We start from the raw sequence: 16,454 nt of genomic DNA on the forward strand, positions 1-16,454 counted from the left end.
CCAGCCCCGGTTCAGGCAGGGGGGTCATAGCCGTGCGATCCCGACGGCCGCGAGAGCTGCCAGGCCGAACAGCCCGGATCCCAGCGCCAGCATCAGAAGGTCCATCATGGCTCCGGTCCTTGATGTGCGGAGCGACCATCACAGGACGCTCCCGTCAGGATGGAGTGTCGGCCCGACGGCCGTAAAATCGCGATGGCGATCCTGGTCGGACTGCATAAACGGGGCGTAAAAATTCCCTGGAAGGCCCGCCGGCGGGGGCTATTCTCCCGGCGCACTCGCCAGGCCGAAATCCCGGAGGCTGGCGGTGATCGCCGGCACGTGTTCCTCTTCCGGCAGGATGTCGCTGCTGGTCCACGAGAACACCAGAACCGTCCAGTCGGTGATGTGGGAATAGCCATAGACCGGGCCGGTGGCATCGACGAACCGTCCGTCATGGGCATCATAGGCGATGGCGGCCAGCTTGACCGTGCCACGGCGTTCGTCGCGCTTCACCAGGGCCAGTTCGGGGGTGCTGACATCGCTCATCGGCACCGGAATGTCGATCGCAGGCAGGCCGAGCAGCGAGCTTTCGTCATCGATCGACAGCGCGCCCGAGCGGATCTCGATCACGACATCGGCAAGCGCCCGATCCGGCATCAGCCGGGCGCCGCGGCGCAGCAGCTGTTCGCGCACGGCCCCGATCGCATACTTGCCGTCGATCGCTTCGAAATTGGTGGTGTCGAGGAAAACCGGCGCATCCTGCGGCAGGTCCAGGGTCAATTCCTGCGCCGCCCTGTCAACCGCCGAAGACAACAGAAGCTGCTCGGTCGCCGTCCTGGCCGGCAGGCTCTCGCGTGAGGATGAACAGGCTGCCAGCGCAAGGGCTGCGATCAGGGAGGCAACAAGGCTGCCGACGCGCATACCGGTCCTTCCGGATGATTGGCCACAGGGCGGGGGCGAGAAGAAACCTCGCCCATCTGCGCATCATCTTCAAGTATTGCCCATTCGATCGCGTGCAGGCGGCGCGTCTTTTCACCGATTGATCACGGTGTCAGTTCACCGTGCGCGGCAGATCCTCGGCCAGAGCCTCGACCATCTGGCGGACATTGGCAAGATAGGGGTTGAGCCGCAGCGCCGTTTCGAAGGCAGCGAGCGCCGCGGTGCGGTCGCCGCGGCGCATGCAGATCTGACCAAAGCCACAGATCGCGCCGAAATGGCGGGGTTCCAGCTCAAGTGCCGTGCGGATGTCTTCCAGGCTCTCCTGGTCGCGTTCCTGCATGTAATAGAGCGTGGCGCGACGGTTCCAGGCTTCGGCGAAATCGGGCCAGCGCAGCACGGTGCGGTCCAGCACGCCTTCCGCGACCACCAGCCGGCCGGCGACCATGGCATCGATGGCGCGCGACAGCGCACGGGTCGCATCCGGGTCGTGATGCTCGCACCACAACGCCCAGATCATGGCCTGGATGTCTTCGGGATCGCGATCGTCGGTGGGCGCCTGCAAGGCGCGGAACAAGGCATCCAGGCGCCGGGACATCACCGGCGACGGTCGTCTTTCGGCCCCGCTCAGGACCAGCTTCAGAACGTCGTTGACCATCGTCAGGTATCACCCCGTCAGGCAACGTGAACGGGCGGATCCGCACCTTCATCAGAATAGGGCGGATCCCCCGTTCGCGCCACCCCGCCGGGCGGTCGGATATGCGCGCCGATGCGCCCCGCGTCAGCTGCGGGTCAGGGTGCGGCGCACGGCATCCTGCCAGCCACCATAGAGCCGCTCACGCTCCGCCTCTGCCATGCCCGGCTCGAAGCGCCGGTCCAGCGCCCAGCCTTCGGCGAAGACATCCGGCTCAGGATAGACGCCGGTGGCGAGGCCGGCCAGGTAGGCCGCCCCCATGGCCGTGGTCTCGCGCAGCTTCGGCCGATCGACCGGGGTCGCCAGCATGTCGGCCAGACGCTGCATCAGCCAGTCGCTGGCGACCATGCCGCCGTCGACGCGCAGCACGGTTTCGGAAAACCCGGCACCTTCCCAATCACCGCGCATCGCCTCGACCAGATCGCGGGTCTGATAGGCGACCGAATCCAGCACCGCGCGCGCAATCTCGCGCGGGCCGGTGGCCCGGGTCAGGCCGAACATCGCACCACGGGCATCGGCATCCCAATGCGGCGCGCCAAGGCCGGTGAAGGCCGGCACCAGATAGACGCTCTGCGCCGGATCGGCCTCTGCCGCCAGCACCTCGGTCTGGGCGGAGGTCTCGATCAGCCCAAGCCCGTCGCGCAGCCACTGCACTGCGGCACCGGCCACGAAGATCGACCCTTCCAGCGCATAGCTGCGCCGGCCGTTCAGCTGCAGCGCCACCGTGGTCAGCAGCCGGTTGCGGGACCGCACCGACTGATTGCCCGTGACCAGCAGGGCGAAGCAGCCGGTGCCATAGGTCGCCTTGACCATGCCCGGCTTGAAACAGGCCTGGCCGGTGGTGGCCGCCTGCTGGTCGCCGGCGACACCGCGGATCGGCACCGATACACCCAGCAGGTCGGGCAGGGTTTCGCCGAAATCGCCGGCGCTGTCGCGCACCTCGGGCAGCATGCCCATCGGCACCCCGAAGACCTTGCACAGATCCGGGCACCAGGCGCCGCGATGGATGTCGTAGAGCATGGTGCGCGAGGCATTGGTCGCGTCGGTCGCATGCACCCGGCCGCCGGTCATCCGCCAGATCAGGAAGGCATCGACCGTGCCGAAGGCGAGTTTGCCCGCCTCCGCCGCCGCCCTGGCGCCCGGCACCTTGTCCAGGATCCACGAGGCCTTGGTCGCCGAAAAATACGGGTCGAGCAGCAGGCCCGAGCGGTCGCGGACCAGCTGTTCATGCCCGTCGCGCTTCAGATCGGCGCAGATCCGCGCCGTGCGCCGGTCCTGCCAGACGATCGCCGGGTGGATGGCCCGCCCGGTCTCGCGATCCCAGACCACCGTGGTTTCGCGCTGATTGGTGATGCCGATACCGGCAAGCGCCGCAGCGCCGACACCAGCCTTCGCCAGCGCGCCACGCATGGTCTCGACGCTGGTCCGCCACAGATCCTCGGCGTCGTGTTCGACATGGCCCGAGGCGGGAAAGTGCTGGGGAAACTCCTGCTGGTCGGTCGCGACCACCTGCATGGCGCGATTGAACAGCATGGCGCGCGTCGAGGTGGTTCCCTGGTCGAGTGCCAGGATCAGACCTTCACGGGCAACATCATCCTTGCGGGCGACATCATCTTTGCGGGTGGCGGGCATGGGGACGGCGATCCTCCTCGGAAGCTGTGCCGGCCATGCGAATGCTCCCCCGCACGCCCGGCACGCCGGGGCTTGGGCCGCCCCGGTCGTTTCAGGCGTCAGTTTGGGCCGGGGAACGGGGCCCCGGCAAGTCCGGCGGTGCCCGCTGGCCGGACACCGCTATGCTTCAAAGGCACGCTCACGCGGCAAGACGTGCTGCGCGGCGGGCCTGCATCCAGGCGTCGAGCCGGCGGGCACCCGCTTCATCGATCCTGAGACCCAGTTTGGTGCGCCGCCAGAGCACATCCTCTGCCGTGCGCGCCCATTCATGATCCATCAGCCAGGCGATCTCACGAGCGTAGAGCCCGGCTCCGAAATGCTCTCCCAGCGCCGACGGGTCGGCCGCGGCATCACCGATGACGCGGTACACCCGGCCGCCATGGGCACGGGCCAGGCGGCGGCGGGTCCGCTCGTCCAGCACCGGGTGGCTGAGCGCCAGGCTCCGGACCAGCGCCTCCACGCCACCCTCGGGCAGGCGCCCGCCGGGCAGCGGCGCATCCGCGGTCCAGGGACCGCGCAGCACGCGACCATCGCCGCGCGCGGGCAGAAGCGGCCCCAGCTTCGCCAGAACCGCCTCGGCCAGGCGGCGATAGGTGGTGATCTTGCCGCCAAAGGCGCTGATCACCGGCGCCGCCGCGGTATCGACCGTCAGCACGTAGTCGCGGGTCGCCTTCTGCGCCTTGCTCGCCCCGTCGTCATAGAGCGGGCGGACGCCGGAATAGGTCCACACCACCATATCGGGCGTGACCGGGCGCCGGAAATAGCCCGAAACGGCGCGACAGAGATAGTCGACCTCTTCGGGCGTGATCGCGACCCGGCCGGGGTCCCCCTTGTGGTCGGCATCGGTGGTGCCGATCAGGGTGAAGTCGTCCTCGTAGGGGATGGCGAAGACGATGCGGCTGTCGGCATTCTGGAAGATATAGGCGCGGTCGTGATCGAACAGTTTCGGCACCACGATATGGCTGCCCCGCACCAGGCGCACCCGCTCGGGCGTCTTCACCTTCAGCCGGTCGACCAGGGTTTCGGCGACCCAGGGGCCGGCGGCATTGACCACGGCCCGGGCACGGATGGCCGAGATCCGGCCCGTTTCAACATCGCGCAGCGACAGCGTCCAGAGGTCGGCACCGCGATCGGCCGCGGTGAATTCGGTGCGGGTCAGAATGCGGGCCCCGCATTCCTGTGCATCGATCGCGTTCAGCACCACCAGCCGGGCATCATCGACCCAGGCATCGGAGTATTCGAAAGCGGTGCGATACGCGTCCTTCAGCGGCAGACCGGCCGGATCCCGCAACAGGTCCAGGCGGCGGGTTCCCGGCAGCTTGGGCCGCCCGCCATTGGCCCCCGCCAGATGGTCATAGATGAACAGCCCCAGCCGGATCATCCAGCGCGGCCGCAGGCCCCGATGATGGGGCAGCACGAACCGCAGCGGCCAGGCGATGTGCGGCAGCGCATCCAGCAGCACCGCCCGTTCCTGCAGGGCTTCGCGCACCAGCCGGAATTCACGATGCTCCAGATAGCGCAACCCGCCATGGATCAGCTTGGTGCTGGCCGACGAGGTGGCACCGGCAAGATCGCCCTTTTCCACCACCACCACATCCAGCCCGCGGCCGGCGGCATCGCGGGCGATGCCGCAGCCATTCACGCCACCGCCGATCACCGCAAGATCGTACACATGCCCGGACATCGTCGAAGCCCCTCTGCAACCGGTCGGGTCGCTCTGGGCAAGCCGCGGATCACCCGCGCCGCCCCGTCAAACGAAATATGTTCGCACCGAAGTGAAACTTCAAACGAAACAGAACGGAAGATCTCCGGGGGCTGCCCTGCACGGCCTGCAAGCCCGTCCGGCACGGGCCGATGCGATCGCCGCCGGTGCGGCCACATCCCCCTGTTGCGGCCCCCGCCCCTGCCGGGCATAGTGGCGCTCCCTGGACATCATGACCGGAACTCATCCCGCCATGGCCCTGCTCGTCTCGGCTTATCTCGAAAAAATCAGCCGCCGGAAGGTCTGACGCCCGCACGGCCCGCAATGCCGTGCCTGCGCCTCCCGCCGCCTGCCTCGCCCCGCCTGCCGGGTGCGAGTGCCTTGCTTTGCGTCAGCAGGCGGCCCGGACCATCCCCGCAGACGGGTTTCGTTTTCCATGTCCATTATCGTCGAAACCGCACTCGAAGGCTTCGCGCTGGGTGCCGGCTTGATCATCGCCATCGGCGCCCAGAATGCCTTCGTGCTCCGCCAGGGCCTGATCCGTGCCCATGTCCTGCCGATCGTCGCCTTCTGTGCAGCCTCGGATGCGCTGCTCATCATGGCCGGGGCCCTTGGTCTCGGCTCGCTGATCGCAGGCCATGACCTCCTGCTCGGCTGGGTATCCGTCGCCGGCGCCCTGTTTCTCGGCGTCTATGGCCTGATGGCCGCCCGCCGCGCCCTGCATCCGGGCAGCCTGCTCCCGTCGGATGCGGCGCCGGCCCCGCTCCTCGCCACGCTCGGCACCGTCGCTGCCGTTACCCTGCTCAACCCGCATGTCTATCTGGATACGGTCGTCCTGCTGGGCAGCATTTCGGGCCGCCATCCGATGCCGGAGCGGCTGTGGTTCGTGGGCGGTGCCGCCCTCGCCTCGATCGCCTGGTTTTCGGCGCTGGGCTGGGGCGCGCGGCTGCTGGTCCCGGTTTTCCGCCGCCCGGCCGCCTGGCGGGTGCTGGACGGGATCATTGCGCTGGTGATGTGGGCGATCGCCGCCCGTCTGGTCGGGGACGCAATCACGCTCCTCGGCTGATCTCCGGAACCGGATGGCCTATGCTGGATTGCGGGACGAACCCCGTCCTGCAACCGGCCCTGCCGCCGCCGCATCAGGCGGCGGCATGAGAAGCCATTCCGGAGACAACGCCCGATGACCCAGATCCTGCGCACACCCGATGCGCGCTTCCTGGACCTGCCCGGCTGGTCCTACGTGCCGCATTACGCCGACGACCTGCCCGGCTATGAAGGCATCCGCATCGCCTGGATCGACGAGCCGGCAGCCGTCGCCGATGCGGGGGCCGACGCGCCCACCTTTCTCTGCCTGCACGGCCAGCCGAGCTGGAGCTATCTCTACCGCCGCATGATCCCCCAGCTGGTCGCCCGCGGCCGGGTGGTGGCGCCGGATCTGATCGGCTTCGGCCGCTCCGACAAACTCACCGATGATCGCGCCTATGGTTTCCTGTTCCACCGCGGCATGCTGGTGGAGCTGATCAAGCGGCTGGACCTCGACAACGTGATCCTGGTGGTTCAGGACTGGGGCGGGCTGCTGGGCCTGACCCTGCCGCCCGAGATGCCGGAACGCTTTCAAGGGCTTCTGGTCATGAACACCGCGCTCGGCACCGGCGACCGGCCGCTGGGCAAGGGTTTCGAGGCCTGGCGTGATTTCGTCGCCAAAAGCCCGGATTTCTCGATCTCGAAGCTCTTCCAGCGCGGCTGTCCGCATCTGACGCCGGAAGAGGCGGCCGCCTATGACGCCCCCTATCCCGACGACAGCTACCGGGCGGGTGCGCGGGTCTTCCCGTCGCTGGTTCCGGATCATCCCGATGCCGAGGGGGCGCCATTGTCGCGTGCCGCCCGCGACTGGTGGCGCTCCGACTGGTCCGGCCGCTCTTCGATGGTGATCGGCATGGCAGATCCGGTCTTGGGCAAGGCGGCCATGACCTCGCTGCATCAGGTGATCCGCGGCTGTCCGCCCCCGATCGAGGTCGAGGATGGCGGGCATTTCGTCCAGGAATGGGCGGACGCCTTCATGCCGCAGGCGCTCGACCCGCTCTTGCCGCCGAAGTGATGCCGCATGGCGCGGCCGGAGAGGGCTGAGCCCTATTCGGCCGCGACCATCTCCCGCACTGCGGGGTTGAGATAGGTATCGAAGCAGGTGGCGACACGCTGCACGTCCGGGGTCATGCCCGCCGGCACCGTCAGCCGCCAGCCGTCACGCACCACCACACCCCGCGCCTCCAGCGGTGCCAGCTTTTCAAAGGCATCGGCAAGCTCCGCCGGGTCGCGGCCCCGGGCGGCGGCAACCGCCGCCACATCGACCGCGTGGTCGCACATCAGCCGCTCGATCACCGCCCGCCGCAACAGATCATCCGCGGTGACGGCGACGCCGCGCACCGTGCCGAGCCGCCCGGCAGCAATCGCCTCGCGCCAGGCACGGACATCGGTGGTGTTCTGCACATAGCCGCCCGGCAGATCGCCGATCGCGGAAGGGCCGAAGCCCAGAATGGCGGTCGCGCTGTCGGTGGTGTAGCCCTGGAAATTGCGCCGCAGCCGGCCGGCCCGCTGTGCCACGGCCAGCGGATCCCCGGGCCGCGCGAAATGGTCGAGGCCGATGCCGGCATAGCCGGCGGTCATCAGACGCAAAGCGGCGGCCTCGGCCTGCTCCAGCCGCTCGACAGCGCCAGGCAGGGCCTGTTCCGGCACCAGCCGCTGGTGCGGCTTCATGGTCGGCACATGGGCATAGCCGAACAGCGCCACCCGGTCGGGGGCCAGGGTCAGCACCTGATCGACCGTGGCGATGACACCCTCGACGGTCTGGTGGGGCAGGCCGTGGACGAGATCGATATTGATGGCATGGATCCCGCGCGCCCGCAGCTCCCGAACCGCCTGCGCCGTCGCCTCTGCCGGCTGGATGCGGTTGATCGCTTTCTGAACCGCGGGGTCCAGATCCTGCACACCCAGACTCGCCCGGTTCACGCCGGCCGTCGCCCAGGCATCCAGCCGGGCGGGATCCAGATCGCGCGGATCGATTTCCAGGGCGATCTCGGCATCGGCACCGATGTCGAAGGCGCGGGCCAGCGTCCGGAAGATCAGATCGATGTCGGCGGGCTCCAGAATGGTCGGGCTGCCGCCGCCGAAATGCAGATGGCTGACCCGATGCCGCCGGCCAAGCATCTCGGCCACCATCTCGATCTCGGCCACCAGGCTGCGGACATAGGCCTCGATCGGCCCGCGCACATTCACCACCCGGGTATGGCAACCGCAGAACCAGCACAGTGTGTCGCAGAACGGAACATGGACATAGATCGAAACCGGCTCCTCCGCCGGCACCGCCCGCATCCAGGCCGCCGCCTGATCGGGCCCGACCGCCGCATCGAACTGCAATGCCGTGGGATAGCTGGTATAGCGCGGCAGGCGCGCGGCACGCAGGGCCGTCCGTGTGGCCTCGTCACCGCGCGGCGCGGCATGGGATGTCTGCGCGGCAGGGCGAAGTTCGACGACAGTTGCCATGGGCGTTGACCTCTCCGGGCGTGACCTCGATTGCCATGATCCTGCCCGGACCCGTCCGCCGCTTCCTTGCGCAAGATCAAAAACGCGGATTCCGGACTGCAGGCCGGGCCTTCCGCCGCGACATCCGGTCGCACCCGCCCGCCGGTTGATCCAGATCAACGCCTGAAAAAGGACACAGGCGCCTCATCACGCCATCGACCGGTGACGTATCGGAGAGTTCCGGACCACCGGCTGCAGGGCGGGCCGCCTGACATGCGGCCGCCGCAGCCCGGCCGGTGACCGCTGCCAACGAAGGCCAGATCAATGACGACCACGCTCAACAAAGCCCCCCGTGCCCTGAAGGCCGCCGGCCTCGCCGCCCTCGTCGCCGCCGGCACCCTTGCCGGCGCTCTCGCCGGTGCGGCACCTGCCGCCGCGGAAGAAAAGAGCCCCTGGATGCTGCGCGTCCGCGGCGTGGCCGTGGTCCCCGACGAGGGTGCCTCAATCAGCCCGATCGGCGGTGACGTGTCGATCGACAACTCGGTCATCCCCGAGCTGGACATCACCTATTTCGCCACCCAGAACATCGCCTTCGAGCTGATTCTCGGCACCACCAAGCATGACGTCAGCGCCAAGGGCACCTCGGTCGGCGGCGTCGATCTCGGCAGCGTCTGGCTGCTGCCCCCCACCCTGACCGCGCAGTACCACTTCATTCCGGACGGCAAGATCCGTCCCTATGTCGGCGCCGGCGTGAACTACACCATCTTCTATAACGAAGACACTCCGCAGGGCATCGACATCGACTATGACAACGGTTTCGGCCTGGCTCTTCAGGCCGGTGTCGACTTCGCGATCGACGACCATTGGGTCGCCAATATCGACGTGAAGAAGCTGTTCCTGAACACCGACGTCACGATCAACAACTCGATCAAGGCCGACGTCGACATCGACCCGTGGCTGTTCGGCGTGGGTGTCGGCTACCGGTTCTGAACCACCCGCCGGCCGACCATCACGACGAACCGCGTGCGGCCCCGACACTGCCCTGTCGGGACCGCACGCGGACCCGCCCCAGACCCGCTCCGCCGGCACAAGGGGATGTGCTGCTGCGGGATGTCGGCACGACGCCATCCGCAGCCCGGAACGGGCCGGTGCATCGACCGGTACGGCAACAGGCCACCGGCTGATACCCGACCAGCATAAGGCTACGGTCGGACCGACGTCTTGCCATCTGGTATACAAAAGCTTTCGCCACAGTGACCTGAAAGGCGAGGCTCTTCGCTCGTATGATGCAATACGCATCACGACGGCGTTTGCCATTGCATGCATTCTTCTCCACGACATCCAATGTGCCGTTGGCACTTGTCCGGTTCGTGGAGCGCGAAGTCATCATGGGGATACGGGTCCTCGACATCCGGTGCCGGTCGCTGCCAGGTGTTGAGCGCTGGCGCGACGCGCTGACCGACATTTACTGCGCCTTTGATGTCATTCCCGATCGACAACCCTTTCATGCCCGTATCGTCGAAAGACGGATCGGCTCGCTGTCGCTCACCAGATTTTCCTGTGACGACTGCACCTTGATCCGCAGCACGCCGCATATCGGGCAGGACGGGGTGGCAGGATTTTCGGTGTCGATCCCGGTGTCTGGCCGGATGGTGCACTGTCATGGCGACAGGTCCGGCTGTATCCGCCCCGGAGAAGCGCTGGTCACCGACCTCTCCCGGCCCTACGGCTTCCGCTGCATCGACGGTCTGGCGAGTGTCTGTGTGAAGATCCCCGCGAACGCGGCGCTGTCGGGCGGCAGCTTCGCCATCGCCCCCGCCGTGACGGACGGGCGGCGAGCCGCGGATCCGGCCCTGCTGAAGGGCGTCACCGCGATGATCGAGGCGTTGCTTCAGACGCCGCAACCCGTCGATCAGAGGCGCGCCGGCCATGCCGCCGGCCGCTTGCTCGACCTCATCGCGCTGATGTTCGCGGCCCCTCCGGACGAGACGCCGCCGACACCCGGGCTGGCGGCGCTCCGCCGGCGGGCCGAGGCCCTGATCCAGGCGGAGGGCACCGACCCGGGCCTGACACCACAGACGGTGGCGGAGCGGCTGGGCGTCAGCCGCGGCTATCTGCACCGGGCGATGCGCGGCAGCGGCCATACCCTTCAGGGGTTGATCCGCGAAACCCGGATCGCCGCCGGCATCAACATGCTGATGGATCCGGAAAAGAGCGACCTGACCATCGCCCGGATCGCCTATGACGCCGGTTTCGCCAGCCATGCCAGCTTTACCGACGCCATCCGCCGTCGTCACGGCCGCACCCCGCGCGAGGTTCGCGATCAGGCGCTGCGCCGTGACGATGACGGTTGAGCGGAGGCGGAAACGGCGATCAGCGCTTCAGCAGCGCGTCGCGCACCTCCGAGACCGCCGCGGCATGGGCCTCGAAGCCCTCGTAACGGGCGAGCACGCCGGCATGGCGGGCAAGCTCCGGATAGGCCCGGGCAGTGACATAGCCCACCGACGACCGCTTCATGTAGTCGAACACCGACAGCGGCGAGAAGGTGCGGGCGGCGGCATTGGTCGGCAACACGGCATTGGGGCCGAGCACGAAATTGCCGAGCGTCACCGGGGTGCGGTTGCCGAGCAGGATCTCGCCCGCATTCACCAGCCGGCCCAGATGGGCAAAAGGCTCGTCGCCCAGCACTTCCAGATGTTCCGGCGCATAGTCGTTGACGAAGGCATAGGCCGCTTCCAGATCCGGCGCCAGCACCACGCCGCCGCGCGGACCGGTGAGCACGGTGGTCGAGAAGCCGCGGCGCTGCTCGCCCATCTTCGCCCAGTAGCCGTCGAGGGCCGCGATCGCATCCTCGGCGACCTTGCGGCTGGTGGTGACCAGATAGGCCGAGCTGTCGGGGCCGTGCTCCGCCTCGACCAGCAGGTCGAGCGCCGCAAGCCGGCCGTCGGCAGTGTCATCGGCGAAGATGATCGCCTCGCTGGGGCCCGCCGGGATGCCCGGGTCGATCACATCCGACAGCAGGCGCTTGGCCGCCACCACCCAGGGACTGCCGGGGCCCACGATCTTCACCGCCTTGCGGACGGTTTCGGTGCCATAGGCCACCGCCGCGACGCCCTGGGCGCCGCCGCATTTGTAGACGGTCTCGACACCGGCAAGCCGTGCTGCAACCAGCGTCGCCGCGTCGACCTCGCCATCGGGACCGGGCGGCGTGATGATCGAAATCTCGGGCACCCCCGCCACCACCGCCGGCACGGTGGTCATCATCACCACGCTCGGGAACGAGCCCTTGCCGCGCGGCACATAGCAGGCGACCGAGGGGATGGGCAGGAAGCGGTCACCGGCGAAGGCGCCGGGGCGAACCTCATGCAGCCACATCTCTTCGGGCTTCTGGTCCTGGTGGAAGCGACGGATGTTGTCGACCGCAAAGCGGATCGCCTCGATCACCTCGGGCTCGACCTGGTCGAAAGCCCGGTCGAAGGCTTCCGGCTCGACCCGGATCCGCGCGGGATCGACGGGCGCCCTGTCGAAATCGCGGGCGAAGCGGGCGAGTGCCGCATCACCCTCGGTGCGCACCGCCTCGATGATCGGCCGGACCTTGTCGAGGAAGGGGCCGAGATCGCTTTCGGCACGCTTGAGCAGGTCGGCGCGGGCGGCGGCGTCGAGGGTCGAGAGGTCGTGGAGGTTGACGGCCGGCATGGCGCAGGACTCCTCAGGGAGGTAGATGCTCATTTTGAGCGCAGGAACAGGTCGAGCCCGACCAGCTTGTCGAGAGCCCGGATGGCGAGGGCGGCGACCAGGATATAGACCACCGACACCGCCGCGAGATCCGGCGTGATCACGCTGCGGATCGAATTGTAGATCTGCACCGGCAGGGTCACGATGCGCGCATCGACCAGCAGCAGGCTGACCAGGAACTCGTTGAAGGCGAGCACGAACATCAGCAAAGCGCCGGTGATCACCCCCGGCATCACGGCGGGCAGGGTGACGGTCAGGAAAGTCTGCACCGGCGGCGCGCCACAATTGGCCGCCGCATTCTCAAGATCAGGGTCGAGCGCATTCACCGAGGCCCCCACCGCCCAGATCATGAAGGGCAGATTGATCACCGCACAGGCAAGCCCCACCGGCCAGAGCTGGCCCAGAATGCCGATCCGCCCGAAGAGCAGCATCATGCCGATGCCCGAGGCGATCAGCGGCACGGTGAAGGGCAGCAACAGATAAACCTGGAGCGTGCGCCCGAAGGCGATCCGCCAGCGGGCGAGTGCGATGGCGGCAAGCGTGCCCGCCGGCAGGCTGATCAGGGTGCAGACCACCGCCACCCAGAGCGACCGCCAGAAGGCCTGGCGCAGCTCGTAGGCGCCGACCACCTTTTCGTACCATTGCAGCGACAGACCGTCGGGCGGAAAGGTCACGATATTGCCGGCGGTGAACGAGGCGCCGAGCACGATCAGCGTCGGCAGGGCCAGGATCAGCAGGTCGAAACCGATCACCGACCAGAGCAGCAGCCGCTTGGAGCGGGGGGTGGTGCCGGCGGCGCTCATGCTCCGCCTCCCTTTGCGGATGCGCGCCCGCCCATGCCGAGCGTACCGGCACCGGCGATCGCCAGGATGATGCCGACGATGGTGCTGCCGAGGAAGGTCAGCACGATGGCGAGAGCCGCCCCCAGGCCGCTGTCCGAGATCCGGAAGAAGGCGTCGTAGATGGCGTTGGCCGCAAAGTCGTTGGTGCCGCCGCCCAGGATATTGGGGATGGCGAAATCGGTGAGGGTCAGCGTGAAGACCACCACCCCGGCCGCAATCAGCCCGGGGCGGGCCATGGGCAGCACCACGGTCGCAAAGCCCCGCCACCAGTTGGCGCCAAGCGAGGAGGCCGCCATCTCCACCTCCTCGCCGATCGCGGTGATCGCGGGCGCGATCAGCAGCACGGCGAAAGGCAGCATGTACTGCACCAGGCCGAACAGGATGGTCTCGTAGGTGTAGATCAGCTTCAGCGGCTCGAAGCCGAGCCCGGTGATCGCGCCGTTCACGATGCCCTTGGCACCCAGGATGATCAGCCAGCCATAGGCGCGGACCACCTGGCCGATGAAGAAGGGCAGGAACAGGCTGATGAGCAGCACCCGCCGCACCACCGGCGACGACGTGCGCACCATCACATAGGCATAGGGGAAGGCGAGCAGCAGGGTCGCCGCGGTGACGATCACGCCCGCCAGCAGGCTGCGCCAGATGACGGTCGCATAGATCGGCCGGTCGATCAGCTGGGCATAGTTGCCGAGGCTCATCGCCTCGGCCGGCAGGAAGGTCGCCGTGTCGAGGACGTGCAGGCTGTCGGACGCCATGTCGACCAGCCCCCAGACCAGCACCGCGACCAGCAGGATGGCAGGGGCAAGAAACAGGGCCGGCACGACCAGCTCGGGCCGTTTCGGACGGATCAGCCCCACGGCCGCCTCGGCCGCATCGAGCAGCCGCCAGGACAGCGGATAGGCGCGTTTCGACGGGCGGAGCATAACGGCGACCGGCATCCTCGGAAGATTTGTCACGGATCGGGCGGCACCGGATTGCGCCGGTGCCGCCCGCAGGGCGTCAGCCCTGCATGACCTTGGAAAGTACAGGGCGTCAGCCCTGCACGACCCTCATACCGCGCAGGGCATCAGCCCTGCATGATCTCCTTGAAGGTCTGGAACCATTCGCGCTCGTGCTCGACCAGCACCGGGGTCGGCACGCTGATCAGCCGGGCGAAATCCTCAGGCGTGGTCGGATAGGCCGGGTCGCCCGCCAGATCGGCCGGCGGCGTCAGGCCGGGCTGAACGCCGGGAAGGCCCAGCTTCTCGGTCCAGGCCTGCTGCGCGCCCTTGGAAAGGGCGTGGTTCACATACTGCTTGGCCCAGTACAGCTCGCTTTCAGGCAGGCCCTTGGGCACCCAGAGCGCATCGGTATCGACCTTCGCACCCTCTTCCGGCACGGTCCAGTCCACCTTGATGCCGTTCTGCTTCGCTTCGCGGGCATTGGAAATGATCGTGCAGGCGATGTCGATCTCGCCCTGCTGGAACCAGTTGGTGAAATCCGGATCCTCGCCCAGCAGCGGCTGCTGCGCCTTCAGCTTGCGGATGAACTCCCAGGCCGGCTCCATATTGGCCGGAATGTCGGAAACCTTGCCGCCGCCTGCGACCTGGGCCGACGGATGGAAGCCGATGCCGTCATTGTAGAGGGCGACCCGACCCTTGAACTTCGGGTCGAGCATGACCTTCCAGCTCTTCGGCGCGCCGTCGGGGAAGGCCTCGGTCCGGTAGGCCAGGACATAGACATAGGAATAGGTGTTGACGATCGGCCAGCCCTCCAGCCCGATCGGCTTCGCCACCGGCAGCAGCTGCGACAGGTTGGACAGATCCGACAGATCCTCGGTCACGCCGCGCAGCGCCGACTTGGTGGCGTTGGTCGAGGTGTCCCAGTTGACATGGATCGGCGGCACCCGCTTCTGCGCCACGGCGGCCCAGATCTTGGGCTGAATCTCGTTGTCCTCGGTCAGATCGTGGCGGACCCGGATGCCGGTCGCCTCGGTGAAGCTCTGCGACACGCCTTTGTCCAGCGCCTCGACCCAGACGCCGCCCCAGGCGCGGACGATGATCTCGGCCGGCTTGGCCGGCTCGGCGGCAAAGGCCCGGCGGCCCAGAACCAGCGCCGGAGTGCCGGTCAATGCCGCCCCGGCCGCGGCCATCACACCGCCCTTCAGCACCTGACGGCGGCTGGCGCCGCGCATCGCGTCGTCATGCTTGCTCATCGCCCTGTTCCCTGTTTTTGCGGGCCGCATCCGGCGGCCGTCCCTGGATCGTGAAGTCGTAGGCCGGGGGTGATCGCTCACGCCGGATAGACCAGCAGGTCGCGTGCGGTCCAGCCCAGATGCACCGACTGGCCCGGTGTCCAGGCGCGATGGGCCGCCGGATCATGATCGAAGACCCTGAGCACCGCATTGCCCAGCGCCGGAACCCGGGCCGCATAGACCGACCGCTCGCCCTCGAAGATCGCCTCGGTAATGGTCGCCCGCACGATCACCTCCAGCCCGCCGCCGGTACCATCGGTGTCGAGTGCATCGGCATCATCGGCGATACGCAGCTGCTCGGCGCGGATCGACACCGTCACCGGCGCGCCGGCCGCGATGCCGCCCGTCCCCGCCGGCGTTGCCTGGCATTCCAGATTGCCGAAGGCGACCATCTGGCCGCCGGCGGTGAGCGCACGGCCCTCCAGCAGATTGGTCACGCCGATGAAACCGGCGACGAAGGGGTTAGCCGGGCGGCGATAGGTCTCGACCGGCGCCGCCAGCTGCTGGGTCCGGCCGCCATCCATCACCAGGATCTCGTCCGACATCACCAGCGCTTCGCGCTGATCATGGGTGACGTTGATGGTGGTGACGCCCAGTTCGCGCTGAATGCGGCGGAATTCCAGCTGCATCTCCTCCCGCAGCTTCTTGTCCAGCGCCGCCAGCGGCTCGTCGAGCAGCAGCAGATCGGGTTCGAAGACCAGCGCGCGGGCGATCGCCACCCGCTGCTGCTGCCCGCCCGACAGTTCGTGGATCCGCCGGCCGCCATAGCCGCCCAGCCGGACCAGTTCCAGATAGCGCTCCACCCGATCCGGAATGGTGCGGGCGTCGAAGCGGCGCATGCGCAACGGATAGGCGACGTTCTCGGCCGCGGTCATATGCGGGAACAGCGCCAGTTTCTGGAACACCATGCCGATCGAGCGGCGATGCGGCGGCTCGGCCGAAACCGGCCGTCCGGCCAGCACGATCTCGCCGCCGGTGGGGGCAAGAAAGCCCGCGATCATGCGCAGCAGCGTGGTCTTGCCCGACCCGCTGGGGCCGAGGATGGTGAGAAAATGCCCACGCGCCAGCGTGAAGGACACCTCGTCCACCGCCTTGGTGCCGTTGAAGCTCCGGCTGACCCGGTCGACGCGCACCATCTCGGGC

Annotated in this window: 14 protein-coding genes; 4 read left to right on the plus strand and 10 right to left on the minus strand. The window is 67.9% G+C overall.

Annotated elements, in window-relative coordinates; genetic code table 11:
* Positions 1-258: 258 nt before the first annotated feature.
* The 4 genes from P7L68_RS23730 to glpD all read right to left on the minus strand — a co-directional run bounded on the left by P7L68_RS23730 (position 259) and on the right by glpD (position 4,964).
* On the minus strand, positions 259-900 hold the full coding sequence (locus P7L68_RS23730) for a DUF6655 family protein (protein ID WP_372002238.1): 642 nt from the start codon (positions 898-900) through the stop codon (positions 259-261).
* A gap of 130 nt (positions 901-1,030) precedes the next feature.
* Complete coding sequence (locus P7L68_RS23735; protein WP_372002239.1) at positions 1,031-1,573, minus strand: tetratricopeptide repeat protein; 543 nt, start codon at positions 1,571-1,573, stop codon at positions 1,031-1,033.
* Between the two features lie 123 nt (positions 1,574-1,696).
* Positions 1,697-3,241: a glycerol kinase GlpK gene (gene glpK, locus P7L68_RS23740; RefSeq protein ID WP_372002240.1), complete on the minus strand. Its 1,545-nt coding sequence runs from the start codon at positions 3,239-3,241 to the stop codon at positions 1,697-1,699.
* A 178-nt stretch (positions 3,242-3,419) separates the two neighbouring features.
* Positions 3,420-4,964 carry a glycerol-3-phosphate dehydrogenase gene (gene glpD / locus P7L68_RS23745; RefSeq protein WP_372002241.1) on the minus strand — a complete coding sequence of 515 codons (1,545 nt, stop codon included), beginning with the start codon at positions 4,962-4,964 and terminating at the stop codon, positions 3,420-3,422.
* 454 nt (positions 4,965-5,418) lie between these two features.
* Between glpD and P7L68_RS23750 the strand changes: the two genes are divergently transcribed.
* Together P7L68_RS23750 and P7L68_RS23755 are read left to right on the plus strand one after the other, a co-directional pair.
* Positions 5,419-6,048 carry a LysE/ArgO family amino acid transporter gene (locus tag P7L68_RS23750; RefSeq protein ID WP_372002243.1) on the plus strand — a complete coding sequence of 210 codons (630 nt, stop codon included), beginning with the start codon at positions 5,419-5,421 and terminating at the stop codon, positions 6,046-6,048.
* Positions 6,049-6,162: 114 nt separating this feature from the next.
* Positions 6,163-7,080, plus strand: a complete 918-nt coding sequence (locus P7L68_RS23755; RefSeq protein ID WP_372002245.1) for a haloalkane dehalogenase — start codon at positions 6,163-6,165, stop codon at positions 7,078-7,080.
* Between the two features lie 32 nt (positions 7,081-7,112).
* On the opposite strand, the gene hemN is transcribed toward P7L68_RS23755, so the two are convergent.
* A complete protein-coding gene (gene hemN, locus P7L68_RS23760; protein ID WP_372002246.1) occupies positions 7,113-8,522 on the minus strand; it encodes an oxygen-independent coproporphyrinogen III oxidase in 1,410 nt (469 codons plus the stop codon).
* A gap of 303 nt (positions 8,523-8,825) precedes the next feature.
* On the opposite strand from hemN, the gene P7L68_RS23765 reads away from it, so the two are divergent.
* Both P7L68_RS23765 and P7L68_RS23770 read left to right on the plus strand, forming a co-directional pair.
* The gene (locus P7L68_RS23765) at positions 8,826-9,491 is read left to right on the plus strand and encodes an OmpW family protein (RefSeq protein ID WP_372002248.1); all 666 of its coding nucleotides are present in this window, start codon (positions 8,826-8,828) and stop codon (positions 9,489-9,491) included.
* Between the two features lie 398 nt (positions 9,492-9,889).
* Positions 9,890-10,855 (plus strand): helix-turn-helix domain-containing protein, encoded by a 966-nt coding sequence (locus P7L68_RS23770; RefSeq protein WP_372002249.1) that lies wholly within the window; start codon positions 9,890-9,892, stop codon positions 10,853-10,855.
* 19 nt (positions 10,856-10,874) lie between these two features.
* Here the strand turns inward: P7L68_RS23770 and hisD are convergent, their stop codons facing one another.
* The 5 genes from hisD to P7L68_RS23795 all read right to left on the minus strand — a co-directional run bounded on the left by hisD (position 10,875) and on the right by P7L68_RS23795 (position 16,447).
* Positions 10,875-12,197, minus strand: a complete 1,323-nt coding sequence (hisD, locus tag P7L68_RS23775) for a histidinol dehydrogenase (protein ID WP_372002251.1) — start codon at positions 12,195-12,197, stop codon at positions 10,875-10,877.
* Between the two features lie 29 nt (positions 12,198-12,226).
* The gene (locus P7L68_RS23780) at positions 12,227-13,039 is read right to left on the minus strand and encodes an ABC transporter permease (RefSeq protein WP_298643410.1); all 813 of its coding nucleotides are present in this window, start codon (positions 13,037-13,039) and stop codon (positions 12,227-12,229) included.
* Positions 13,036-14,016 carry an ABC transporter permease gene (locus tag P7L68_RS23785; protein ID WP_372002253.1) on the minus strand — a complete coding sequence of 327 codons (981 nt, stop codon included), beginning with the start codon at positions 14,014-14,016 and terminating at the stop codon, positions 13,036-13,038. Before P7L68_RS23785 ends, P7L68_RS23780 begins: the two co-directional genes overlap by 4 nt.
* Positions 14,017-14,144: 128 nt before the next feature.
* Positions 14,145-15,251: a PotD/PotF family extracellular solute-binding protein gene (locus P7L68_RS23790; RefSeq protein ID WP_372006938.1), complete on the minus strand. Its 1,107-nt coding sequence runs from the start codon at positions 15,249-15,251 to the stop codon at positions 14,145-14,147.
* A 98-nt stretch (positions 15,252-15,349) separates the two neighbouring features.
* Entirely contained in the window at positions 15,350-16,447 is a 1,098-nt protein-coding gene (locus P7L68_RS23795) for an ABC transporter ATP-binding protein (protein ID WP_372006940.1), read from the minus strand.
* Between the last annotated feature and the right edge of the window lie 7 nt (positions 16,448-16,454).

Origin of the sequence: Tistrella mobilis, from assembly GCF_041468085.1 — a bacterium.
Taxonomy (GTDB): Bacteria; Pseudomonadota; Alphaproteobacteria; order Tistrellales; family Tistrellaceae; genus Tistrella; species Tistrella mobilis_A.

Excerpts from the sequence above, each read along its gene's own strand:
- P7L68_RS23730 (WP_372002238.1), bottom strand. The coding sequence starts at position 900 with ATGCGCGTCGGCAGCCTTGTTGCCTCCCTGATCGCAGCCCTTGCGCTG.
- P7L68_RS23735 (WP_372002239.1), bottom strand. The coding sequence starts at position 1,573 with ATGGTCAACGACGTTCTGAAGCTGGTCCTGAGCGGGGCCGAAAGACGA.
- glpK (WP_372002240.1), bottom strand. The coding sequence starts at position 3,241 with ATGCCCGCCACCCGCAAAGATGATGTCGCCCGCAAGGATGATGTTGCC.
- glpD (WP_372002241.1), bottom strand. The coding sequence starts at position 4,964 with ATGTCCGGGCATGTGTACGATCTTGCGGTGATCGGCGGTGGCGTGAAT.
- P7L68_RS23750 (WP_372002243.1), top strand. The coding sequence starts at position 5,419 with ATGTCCATTATCGTCGAAACCGCACTCGAAGGCTTCGCGCTGGGTGCC.
- P7L68_RS23755 (WP_372002245.1), top strand. The coding sequence starts at position 6,163 with ATGACCCAGATCCTGCGCACACCCGATGCGCGCTTCCTGGACCTGCCC.
- hemN (WP_372002246.1), bottom strand. The coding sequence starts at position 8,522 with ATGGCAACTGTCGTCGAACTTCGCCCTGCCGCGCAGACATCCCATGCC.
- P7L68_RS23765 (WP_372002248.1), top strand. The coding sequence starts at position 8,826 with ATGACGACCACGCTCAACAAAGCCCCCCGTGCCCTGAAGGCCGCCGGC.
- P7L68_RS23770 (WP_372002249.1), top strand. The coding sequence starts at position 9,890 with ATGGGGATACGGGTCCTCGACATCCGGTGCCGGTCGCTGCCAGGTGTT.
- hisD (WP_372002251.1), bottom strand. The coding sequence starts at position 12,197 with ATGCCGGCCGTCAACCTCCACGACCTCTCGACCCTCGACGCCGCCGCC.
- P7L68_RS23780 (WP_298643410.1), bottom strand. The coding sequence starts at position 13,039 with ATGAGCGCCGCCGGCACCACCCCCCGCTCCAAGCGGCTGCTGCTCTGG.
- P7L68_RS23785 (WP_372002253.1), bottom strand. The coding sequence starts at position 14,016 with ATGCCGGTCGCCGTTATGCTCCGCCCGTCGAAACGCGCCTATCCGCTG.
- P7L68_RS23790 (WP_372006938.1), bottom strand. The coding sequence starts at position 15,251 with ATGCGCGGCGCCAGCCGCCGTCAGGTGCTGAAGGGCGGTGTGATGGCC.
- P7L68_RS23795 (WP_372006940.1), bottom strand. The coding sequence starts at position 16,447 with ATGGTGCGCGTCGACCGGGTCAGCCGGAGCTTCAACGGCACCAAGGCG.